Source organism: Streptomyces sp. NPDC015171 (genome assembly GCF_043079545.1).
In the GTDB taxonomy this organism is placed as follows: Bacteria; Actinomycetota; Actinomycetes; order Streptomycetales; family Streptomycetaceae; genus Streptomyces.
In genome coordinates this window covers 50,594-58,789 of record NZ_JBIBUO010000031.1, presented here as the reverse complement: position 1 = coordinate 58,789, position 8,196 = coordinate 50,594, and the positions used below count along the sequence as shown (strand labels likewise).

Genomic DNA, 8,196 nt, shown 5'->3' with positions numbered 1-8,196 from the left:
GGCCGGACGAACTCCCACTCGGCATCCGACAGTTCATGACGACGTATCACGCCACCATGATCCACCAGGCAAGATCATTTGAAGACACTGCCTAGAGTCGGGGTATGCGCATCGTCTCCCTGCTGCCCGCCGCGACCGACATCGTCGCCGAGCTCGGACTGTCGGCGCGGCTGGTCGGCCGTACCCACGAGTGCGACTGGCCGCCGCGTGCGGTGACCTCGGTCCCCGTGGTGACGGGGGCGGACCTGGACCAGGACGCGCTGACCAGCCGGGAGATCTCGGACGCGGTCGGCGGGTCGGCGCACTCCGGTTCCTCTCTGTACACGCTGGACACCGAGGCGCTGGCGGCCCTGCGGCCCGATGTGGTGCTCACCCAGGATCTGTGCGACGTGTGCGCGGTGTCGTACGAGAGGGTCAGCCGGGCGGTGCGGCTGCTCGACGCGGACACCCGGGTGGTCAGTCTGGAGCCGCGCACGCTCGACGACGTACTGGACTGCCTGGTCACGGTCGGCGAGCTGCTCGGTGTGCGCGAGCGCGCGGAGCGGCGCCGGGCCGAGCTGCGGGACCGGCTCGACCGGGTGCGTGCCGCGGTCGCCGGCCGGGACCGGCCCCGGGTGGTGGCGATCGAATGGCTCGACCCGCTGTGGCCCGCCGGGCACTGGGTGCCCGAGCAGATCACGGCGGCCGGCGGCGAGCCGCTCCTGGCGGCGCCCGGCGAGCACACCGAGCCGATGACCTGGGAGGCGGTGCGCGCCGCACGGCCGGACGCGGTGCTCGTCCTGCCGTGCGGCTTTCCGCCCGAACGCACCCTGCGTGAGGCCGGGTTGCTCACCCGGCTGCCGGGCTGGGCGGAGCTGCCCGCCGTCCGGTCGGACCGCGTCGTGGTGCTGGACGGCCCGTCCTTCTTCAACCGGCCCGGGCCGCGGGTGGTGCGCGGGGCGGAGGTGCTGGCCCAGGTCCTGCACGGGGTGCGGGCCGGGGAGCCGGTCACACCGGCCGAGGTGGTCGCGTTCCCCGGCCGGTGACTGGGGCGGGGGTCAGAACGCCGTCCAGGTGAACGCCACCGCGTCTCCGGCGTTCAGCTGGAACTGGCAGCCGCCCACCGGGGTGGGGGTGCCGTTGACGGAGATGTTCCAGTAGGCCGCGCCACCGCCGCTGACCTTCTTGATGGTGTCGACGGAGAAGTCGTCGAACGAGGCGTACCAGGTGCCGTCCCAGCGGAAGTGGTGCTTGCGGGCGGCGTCGTCGAGGGCCGCCGTGGGCGTCGGCACGGCCGAGGGGTGGGCGGCGCCGTTGGTGCCGTCGCATCTGTGGGTGCCGCCGGTGGCGGTGGTGACGTCATGTCCGCGGGTTCTGATCTTTCCCTTGAACAGCAGGCCGTCCGGTCCGTTCACGGTCAGGGTGACCTTCACGGGGGCGTTCGTGCCGGGCGCGCTGTGGGCGTGGGCGGTGGCGGGCATGGCGGCCAGCGCGAGTCCGAGAGCGGTCGCGGCGAGCGCGGTGCGGTGTGCGGAGGTGCGGTGCACGGTGGGAGCCTTCCGGTGGAGGGCGGTCCGCGGCCCGTCACCGAGCGAGCGGCCCCGGGGCGGGGGACGGCGGGACCCGCGCACGGGACGGCACACCGGCCCCGGGGCACCGGGACGAGGCTCTCGGCTTCGCGCTGCGGACCATGACAGTGGGAAGCGGTTCACGGCACGCGCCGGGTGCTCCGACTCGCGGCCGGCCGGCCGCACACGGTTGCAGGTCAGCGCCGGATTCCCACCGGCTTCCCCCGGTCACGCACCTATGCGGTCGTGGTGCGGACGGTTCACGCGCGTACGCCGATCACGTTCGTCACGGCGCATGGCGCGAACCGGCCCGATTCTAGGGTGATTTGACGTCCTTGAGCCAGGTCTTCACGCCTCGTCGCGCCGCCCCGGCGCGGTGAAGGCGTAGAGGTCGAGGATCTCCGGCAGGGGGGCCACGCCCGGCCCGCCCGCCCGGACCCAGCCGACGATGTCCTCGGTCGCGTCCTGGTCGTTGACGAGTCCCAGCCAGACCGGCCGGCCGCCGGCGGCCCGCCCGGCGGCGGACGGCTGGACGACGATGACATTGGCCTGGTCGCACACGTCGAGGCAGTCGGAGATCCGCACCGGTACCTCGGCGCGCAGCCGCGCGGTCTGCGCCGCGTGGTCGATCCCGGTCACCTTGGGGCTGCCGCAGCAGCAGTCCCGGCACACGACGACCCGGCACGGCGCCGGGCCGCCCCCTGCCACGGCCTCGGCCGGCGTCTCGTCCAGCGGTCCTTCGGGCATGCCGCACCACTCCCCTCCCGGGGAGATCCGCCCCGGTGTCGTGTGAGGAGGCGACCGCGTGAGTCTCCTGGCTCCCGGGGCGCGGCTCGTCCGGCCTTCCCACCCGGGTCCGGGTGGTGGCCTGCCGGAACGCGCTCACCGGTCACAGTGGCGGGACCGCGCCGGATTCACACCGGCTTCCTCGGACCGCCGTCGCCCTATGTCGTCGATCATCATCCCATCGCCGGTACCGCCCCCGTCACCCGGCCGCCGGACAACAAGAGGTGTCCGGCGGCGGCAGGTCAGCTCAGCTGCCGCAGGAAGAAGGCGGCGGCCTCCCCGCCGACCCGCAACCGGGCATCCGGGTCGGCGGGTCGCGGCGCGAAGAAGTCGTCGTGGCGCACCCCGGGACCGGCCGAGCGACCGCTCGCCGTGGGAATGTGTTCCAGGTACGGCCTGGTGTCGACGTCGTACGGGGTGACGGTGTCCGCACCGCCCCAGCGGATCTCCACCGGCACCCGCACGCCCGCCAGGCTCTCCGGCGTCACTAACGCGCCGACTCCCGGGGCCACTTGGAAGACGGCGCGCACGCGCCGGTCCGTCAGGTCCGCTCCCGCGGCGTCCAGCGCGTGCCGCGTCGACTCGTCGTCCGGATGCTTCGCGCGCAGCGCCTCCAGCACACCGGGGAACTCGGGGATCTCCGGCGGGGGCACCGCTCCGGTCAGCAGGGCCCGCACGACGCGCGGATCGACGCGGGCCCCGGCGAGGGCGGCCGCCGTATAGGCGCCGACGGAGAAGCCCGCCGCGCCGACCGGGCCGAGGGGCCGCTCCCGGGCGAGCGCGTCCAGGGCGAAGGAGACGTCCCGGGGCCGCTCCCACACATGAAGGAAGCCCTCCGGCTCGTAGCCGTCGACGAAGTTGTTGCCGTGGTGGTCCAGGGCGACCACGCGCAGGCCCGCCTCGCACAGCGGTCGTACCAGCCACTCCATGTCGCCGCCCGAGCCGCCGGTGCCGTGCGAGACGACGACCAGCGGGGCCGGCTCGGCGGCCGGACGGTCCGGCTCCCACTGGTAGAGGCGGACGGGACGCGGACGCCCCGGTTCTCGAAGGTCGGGGCGCAACTCGTCGTACAGCACACGTATGACGGGCTGTTCCCGGTCGGTGAGCGTCATGGCGGCATCCTACGAAGCCGTTGATCACCCGCCGGCGGGCCCGCCCAGCCGCGCCGTCGCGAGGTGGATCCTGAACGCGCGGGGGACGACACCCTCCGGTGTGGTGATGTCGCGCACCTCGGCGACGAAGTCCGCGCGCAGCCGCTCGACGGTCACCGCGTCGAGCGGGCCGAGGTCGTAGAGTCCGGAGACGGCCGCCCAGACCCGGGCGACCGGGCCGCTCAGATCGATGGGAACGGTCTCCCAGTCCACCGGGCCGAAGCCCGCCGGAGCGAGGACCTCGTCGAGCCCGTCGCGGCAGCGTGTCCTCCTGTCGCCCGGCGCCGGGATGCGTCGCGTGACGGGCGTCCTCTCGACCGTGCTCCGCAGCAGCGCGAGGAACCGCTCATAGGCCTCTCCGCCCGCGGCCCGCCGCCCACCACGCAGGCCGGCACCCCTCCGGGGGACAGCACGCGGGCGATCTCGGCCATGACCAGCTCGATCTCCCCCATCAGCATCAGGGCCATGGGGCAGACACAGGCGTCGAAGCCGTCGTCGGCGAAGGGCAAGTGCCTGGGCGCGGCCCGTCTCCAGCCGCGCCCCGGCGAGCGCCGGTCGGCGTCGTGCCGGCGCCACGGAGTCCGCGGACAGGTCGAGTCCGGCGAGGCGGTGCCGTTCGCAGGGAGGCGTGTCCGGTCTCTCCCCGGGCGGCGCGCGACGCGTTCCCGGGCGGCCGGCCCGGAGCCCGGACTCAGCCGTCCGGATGAGGCGCGGCAACCCGTTCGTGGGCGGCCGTCCGCCCCCCGGCGCCCGGGGGGCGGAGGAGGCTCGCGACTCACCCGATGTGACTAATGACGGAACGTGCACCCCTTGTCCCCACTGGCCCCTCCCCCATTCGGAGTTGCAGCCGTACGGGCGACATGAGTCCTTGGAGTCGTGTCCTGCCGGATCTCAATCAGGAGGAGACATGGGCACCAACCACAAGGGCCATTCGGCCGACAAGCTGAGCGTCGTATTCGCCGTCCGGGTGATCGAGGGCGGCGAGCAGGGCTTCCTGGAGCTGTACGAGGACCTCCGGAAGTCGGTGGCCGGCTCCCCCGGCCACATCGTCGAGAGGCTCGGCGAGCCCGCCGACGACTCCCGTCAGTGGGTGATCACCAGCGAGTGGGAGTCGGCCGAGCACTTCTTCGCCTGGCAGCAGAGCGAGGAGCACCGCGAGCTGGTGGCCCCGCTGCGCCAGTGGGTGGACCAGCGGCAGTCACTGCGGTTCCGGATCGTCAAGGAGACCAAGGGGGTGGCGTCGTGACACGCACGACCCACGGCCCCGTAGCCGTACTCGGCCTCGGCACGATGGGCGCCGGCCTGGCCGGCCGCCTCCTCGACCAGGGCATACAGGTACGAGTCTGGAACCGTACGGCGGACCGGACCGCTCCGCTCGCCGAGGCGGGCGCCCACGTCGCCGCGCACCCCGCCGACGCCGTGGCCGGCACGAGCGCCGCCATCTGCGTCGTGGCCGACGGCGAGGCGCTCGGCGCCGTGCTGCGCGGACCCGACGGGGTGCTGGCCAAGGGCCGCTACCCAGGTGTCCTGATCTGCGCCAGCACCGTCTCCCCCGAAGAGGTCGTCCAGATCGCCGGCGACGCCCCCTCGGTCCTGGACGTCGGCATGCTCGGCAACCGCGACCACGCCCGGGACGGAGAGCTGCGGCTCTTCGCCGGCGGCGAGCAGCAGGCGTTCAACACCGTCCGCCCGCTGCTGGAGACGCTGGGCAAGGAGGTCGTCCATCTGGGCGCACTCGGTTCCGGCATGCGGATGAAACTGCTCCTCAACCTGCTGATGGGCATCGAGGTGCAGGCCATGGCCGAGGCCAGCGAGCTGGCGGCGGCCTGCGGACTGGACCGGCAGCTGGTCCTCAAGACCATCGCGGGCAGCGGTTTCGCCTCGCCGGTCATGGCGTTCAAGTCGCGGCGGCTGGCCGCCGGCCGCTTCGAGGAGCCGGACTTCCGGCTGCGGCTGATGGCGAAAGACCTCATGCTCGCTTCCAAGCAGGCAGCGGCAGTCGGCCTGAGTCTGCCGCTGGCGAACGCCGCGGCGGAGACCCACGTCCGCGCCACCGAGCAAGGACTGGGCGACCAGGACTGCGCCGCGGTCGTCCGCGCACTCACACCGAAACCGGGAACCGACACGTGATCATCGACATACACGGGCACCTGTCCCCACCGGAGGCGGCCAAGCGCTTCCCCATGCCCCCGAGCCTGACCGACGTCGACGGCATGCTCTCCGCCCGCGCCGAGGCCGGGATCGACCTCACCATCATCGGCAGCCCCGTGGGGGCCGGTGCGATGGCGCGGGTGCCGGGCGTCGACAACTACGCACAGCCACGCGACCGGCTGCGCGGCTTCCACGCCTGGATGTCAGGCCTGATCCGCAGGTTCCCGGACCAGTTGCGCGGCTACGTGTACGCCAACCCGTTCGGCGACGACGATCACCTCGAAGGGGTGCGCGAGACCCTGGCGGATCCGGCCTTCGTGGGCCTGATCACCACGTCCAGCGTCCACGGCGAGCTGCTCGGCTCGCCGCGCGCCGACTCCTTCTTCGCGCTGGCGGCGGAGGCGGGCGTGCCCGTTCTGGTGCACGCCCCGGCGGAACCGGTCGGCACCGAGCGGGTCGACGAGATCGGCTTCGTGGAGCAGATCGGCCGGTTCGGCGACGTCACCCTGGGCATGGCCATGATCGCGTTCGCGGGATGGCTGGACAAGTACCCCGGTCTGCGGTTGATCGGCGCGACCGGCGGCGGCGCGATGGCGCTGCTGCCGGAGCGCCTGCAGACGGCGGCGCGTCCCCGGCACTGGGCCGGGGGCGCACCGCCCTCCGGCCGGCCCGGGGCGGCCTCCGCCCCGCCGGCGGCAGCGCGGCCCGCGACCTGGAATCCGACGGCCGGGAATCCGACGGCCGGGAATTCCGTGGCGCGGGAACCGGCGTCCGACCCGATCGCCGCGCTCCGGCGCATGTACGTCGACACGAGCCCGTTCAGCGCGGCCCATCTGGGCCTGAACGCCGAGGTGCTGGGCCCCGAGCGGATGCTGTTCGGCACCGACTCGCCACCGATGGCGGCGCCGCTGGAGGACTACATCCGCATGATCGAGAAGCTGCCGGTCGACAAGGCCGCCCAGCAGCTCATCCTCGGCGGCAACGCCGAGGCCCTCTTCGACCTGAGGAGTCGGCCGTGACCACGACGCAGGAGGCCGTCGCAGCGGCCGAGCGGTGCACACCGGAGTTCCGGCGGGATCCGCACGCCGTCTACGCCCAGCTGCGCGACGAGGCGCCGGTGTGCCCCATGAGGCCGCCGCACGGCAACGAGACGTACCTGGTCACCCGGTACGAGGACGCGCGGGCCGCGCTGTCCGACCCGCGGCTGAGCAAGGACATGTACGGCGCCATGGACGCCTACCGGAGGATCTTCGGTGACTCGTCCGTCGCGCTGGACGACAACATGCTCAACTCCGACGCACCCAAGCACACCCGGCTGCGCAGGCTGGTCAACTCCGCGTTCACGCCGCGGCGGGTGCAGGCGCTGCGGCCCCGGATCGAGGAGATCGTCCAGAGCCTGCTGGACGCGTGTCCCGCCCGCGAGCGGTTCGACCTGCTGCCCGCGTTCGCGTTCCCGCTGCCGATCATCGTGATCTGCGATCTGCTCGGCGTGCCGCCCGAGGACCGGTCGCGGATGCAGCACCTGTCCACCACGGTGGCGCAGACCGGCTTCGGCGAGGAGGCCAAGCGGGCCCAGCAGCAGGCGGAGGAGGACCTGCACGCGTACTTCTCGGAGCTGATCGGCGCCAAGCGCGACCGTCCGGGTGATGATCTGCTCAGCGCGCTCACCGCGGTCCGCGACGGCGACGGCGGGCTCACCGAGAACGAACTGGTCTCCACCGCGTTCCTGCTGATGTTCGCGGGCCACAAGACCACCGCGTACCTGATCGGCAACGCCGTCCACCACCTCCTGACGCATCCCGCTCAGCTGCGCGCCGTACGCGAGGACCCGGAGCTGATCCGCGCGGCGGTCGAGGAACTGGTGCGCTACGACGGCTCCGTCGAGAGCGCCACCTTCCGTTACGCCACCGAGGACGTGGAGTACGGCGGCACCCGGATCCCCAAGGGGGCGCTGGTACAGATCGCGATCAGCTCGGCCAACCGCGATCCGCGGAAGTTCGACGCGCCGGACGAGCTGGACGTGACCCGGCCGGGCAACGCGCAGGACGCGCACATCGGCTTCGGGCACGGCAGCCACTACTGCCTGGGGGCGCCGCTGGCCCGGCTGGAGACGCAGCTGGCCCTCACCCGGCTGTTCGAGCGGTTCCCCGGCATGGCCCTGGCCGACCCCGCCGCTGGGCCGCACTGGCTGGAGGTCCCCTTCCCGGCCTTCCGCGGCCTGGCGGAACTCCAGGTCGTCCTCAACCCCGCCGGCTGAGCGGGGACGACCGGCCCTGCCGGGCGGTCCGACCCGCACCGGCCGTACGGCACGGGTCGCGCGGCAGGGGTGGCAGCGGTCGAGCCGTCAGGGCAGGACCGCCCGCCTCCGCCGCGTGGCCCGTGCGCCTCGCGCGGGCCGTGCGAGCCGCGCGGGGCGACGGTCGGGTACGAACGGCTCGCCGGCCGACGAGAACCGGCCCGTCCGCCCCCGCACGCACGCCCGTACGGCACGGGTCCCGCGCAAGAGGTGGCGGCGGCCGAGGCCTGGGGGGCAACCGCACGCGCGGCCCGCGCTTCTCTCG

The 8,196-nt window shown here is 73.4% G+C and carries 10 protein-coding genes and 2 riboswitches; of the genes, 5 read left to right on the top strand and 5 right to left on the bottom strand.

Features of this window, described 5'->3' with window-relative positions; translation table 11 throughout:
• The first annotated feature begins 104 nt into the window (after nucleotides 1-104).
• Nucleotides 105-1,025 carry a cobalamin-binding protein gene (locus tag ACF073_RS40165; RefSeq protein WP_392076491.1) on the top strand — a complete coding sequence of 307 codons (921 nt, stop codon included), beginning with the start codon at nucleotides 105-107 and terminating at the stop codon, nucleotides 1,023-1,025.
• Between the two features lie 12 nt (nucleotides 1,026-1,037).
• On the opposite strand, the gene ACF073_RS40160 is transcribed toward ACF073_RS40165, so the two are convergent.
• From ACF073_RS40160 to ACF073_RS40140, 5 genes are all read right to left on the bottom strand, one after another.
• Nucleotides 1,038-1,526, bottom strand: coding sequence for a DUF4430 domain-containing protein (locus ACF073_RS40160; RefSeq protein WP_392076490.1), 489 nt, complete (start codon nucleotides 1,524-1,526; stop codon nucleotides 1,038-1,040).
• 154 nt (nucleotides 1,527-1,680) lie between these two features.
• A riboswitch (cobalamin riboswitch) is annotated at nucleotides 1,681-1,816 on the bottom strand.
• 79 nt (nucleotides 1,817-1,895) lie between these two features.
• Nucleotides 1,896-2,294, bottom strand: coding sequence for a (2Fe-2S) ferredoxin domain-containing protein (locus tag ACF073_RS40155; protein WP_392076489.1), 399 nt, complete (start codon nucleotides 2,292-2,294; stop codon nucleotides 1,896-1,898).
• A gap of 60 nt (nucleotides 2,295-2,354) precedes the next feature.
• A riboswitch (cobalamin riboswitch) is annotated at nucleotides 2,355-2,477 on the bottom strand.
• Nucleotides 2,478-2,575: 98 nt separating this feature from the next.
• Nucleotides 2,576-3,445, bottom strand: a complete 870-nt coding sequence (locus tag ACF073_RS40150) for an alpha/beta hydrolase family protein (RefSeq protein WP_392076488.1) — start codon at nucleotides 3,443-3,445, stop codon at nucleotides 2,576-2,578.
• A 24-nt stretch (nucleotides 3,446-3,469) separates the two neighbouring features.
• Nucleotides 3,470-3,697 carry a hypothetical protein gene (locus ACF073_RS40145; RefSeq protein ID WP_392076487.1) on the bottom strand — a complete coding sequence of 76 codons (228 nt, stop codon included), beginning with the start codon at nucleotides 3,695-3,697 and terminating at the stop codon, nucleotides 3,470-3,472.
• Entirely contained in the window at nucleotides 3,667-4,263 is a 597-nt protein-coding gene (locus tag ACF073_RS40140) for a class I SAM-dependent methyltransferase (RefSeq protein ID WP_392076486.1), read from the bottom strand. Before ACF073_RS40140 ends, ACF073_RS40145 begins: the two co-directional genes overlap by 31 nt.
• Nucleotides 4,264-4,391: 128 nt before the next feature.
• Between ACF073_RS40140 and ACF073_RS40135 the strand changes: the two genes are divergently transcribed.
• The 4 genes from ACF073_RS40135 to ACF073_RS40120 are packed head-to-tail and all read left to right on the top strand — an operon-like array spanning nucleotide 4,392 to nucleotide 7,892.
• A complete protein-coding gene (locus ACF073_RS40135) occupies nucleotides 4,392-4,730 on the top strand; it encodes an antibiotic biosynthesis monooxygenase family protein (RefSeq protein ID WP_392076485.1) in 339 nt (112 codons plus the stop codon).
• Entirely contained in the window at nucleotides 4,727-5,614 is an 888-nt protein-coding gene (locus ACF073_RS40130; protein ID WP_392076484.1) for an NAD(P)-dependent oxidoreductase, read from the top strand. The genes ACF073_RS40135 and ACF073_RS40130 overlap by 4 nt, the downstream gene beginning before the upstream one ends.
• The gene (locus tag ACF073_RS40125; RefSeq protein ID WP_392076483.1) at nucleotides 5,611-6,654 is read left to right on the top strand and encodes an amidohydrolase family protein; all 1,044 of its coding nucleotides are present in this window, start codon (nucleotides 5,611-5,613) and stop codon (nucleotides 6,652-6,654) included. Before ACF073_RS40130 ends, ACF073_RS40125 begins: the two co-directional genes overlap by 4 nt.
• Nucleotides 6,651-7,892, top strand: a complete 1,242-nt coding sequence (locus tag ACF073_RS40120; RefSeq protein ID WP_392076482.1) for a cytochrome P450 — start codon at nucleotides 6,651-6,653, stop codon at nucleotides 7,890-7,892. Before ACF073_RS40125 ends, ACF073_RS40120 begins: the two co-directional genes overlap by 4 nt.
• Nucleotides 7,893-8,196 lie beyond the last annotated feature (304 nt).

Bases quoted from the DNA above. Each gene is read 5' to 3' on its own strand.
- ACF073_RS40165 (WP_392076491.1), top strand. From the start codon at position 105: ATGCGCATCGTCTCCCTGCTGCCCGCCGCGACCGACATCGTCGCCGAG.
- ACF073_RS40155 (WP_392076489.1), bottom strand. From the start codon at position 2,294: ATGCCCGAAGGACCGCTGGACGAGACGCCGGCCGAGGCCGTGGCAGGG.
- ACF073_RS40150 (WP_392076488.1), bottom strand. From the start codon at position 3,445: ATGACGCTCACCGACCGGGAACAGCCCGTCATACGTGTGCTGTACGAC.
- ACF073_RS40135 (WP_392076485.1), top strand. From the start codon at position 4,392: ATGGGCACCAACCACAAGGGCCATTCGGCCGACAAGCTGAGCGTCGTA.